General features: G+C 43.0%; 2 protein-coding genes. Both read left to right on the top strand.

Features of this window, described 5'->3' with window-relative positions; translation table 11 throughout:
• Positions 1-745: GTP cyclohydrolase FolE2 (gene folE2 / locus A3738_RS02385; protein ID WP_068763316.1), on the top strand; the 745-nt coding region annotated here is incomplete at its 5' end.
• A 32-nt stretch (positions 746-777) separates the two neighbouring features.
• Positions 778-1,005 carry a hypothetical protein gene (locus A3738_RS30415; RefSeq protein ID WP_068473981.1) on the top strand — a complete coding sequence of 76 codons (228 nt, stop codon included), beginning with the start codon at positions 778-780 and terminating at the stop codon, positions 1,003-1,005.
• Positions 1,006-1,025: the final 20 nt, after the last annotated feature.

A 1,025-nucleotide genomic window follows, 5' to 3' on the forward strand; every position in this document is an offset into this window, starting at 1 on the left:
TGATGCGGCTGAGGCAAAAGGTATCCATATGTCGCGCTTGCACTTAGCCTTAAATCGCGATTTAGGTAATCAAGCGCTCACGCTAGAAACGCTTCAGGCATTGTTGTCGCAAATGCAGCGATCTCAGGAAGGTATTAGTAAGAATGCGAAACTTGCTTTGTCATTTGATTTAGTGCTTAACAAGCCAGCAATGCTGAGCGGTGAACAAGGGTTTCAGCGTTACCCGATTCGTATTGAGTCAGTTTTGCGTGACAACGAATTTAGCACACAGGTGGATGTGGAAGTGCCTTATTCGAGTACTTGTCCCTGTTCCGCATCATTGTCTAGACAGCTTTATAGCGAAGCGTTTGATCAGCGCTTTGGTGAAGAGTCGATTCCAAAAGATCAGATCCTTCAATGGATACTTCAAGAGGCAGGTTCGGTAGCAACACCACATAGTCAGCGTTCTTACGCGTACATTAAATTGATCTTAGCTCCCAATGAATGGTTCGAGTTTGATGAGCTAATTTTTGATGTTGAAAAAGCGATTGGTACGCCTGTTCAAACGGCGGTCAAACGTCAAGACGAGCAGGCATTTGCCAAACTTAATGCAGATAACTTGATGTTTTGTGAGGACGCAGCGAGACGCTTAAAAGACAGCTTAGAGCATATGAATGGCGTGGTGGATTATTGGTTCAAGGTTGAACATCAAGAAAGCTTGCATGCACACAATGCTGTAGCGATCGATTATAAATTTAGCGAATGAAAAGCGCCCCAAGAAAAACGAGGAAATAGAGAATGATGGAAGATGTGATCCCAAGAAATTACGAAGAATGGGAGCATTGCATTACGGTGGAGTGCGGCATCCCGCTGTCTATAGAGTTTATTGAAGAGAGAATCACTGCTTTGCAGGACATACGAGACTTTAAGACAAAGCAATTCTTAGACTTGTATGGTGAAAGATATCTTAATCAAGTACTTGTATGGTTTTCGCAAGCGAAAACAGCGCTGCAGACTAATTCATGATTTAAAGCTTAAGGAAGGTA

This window comes from Oleiphilus sp. HI0066 (assembly GCF_001635725.1).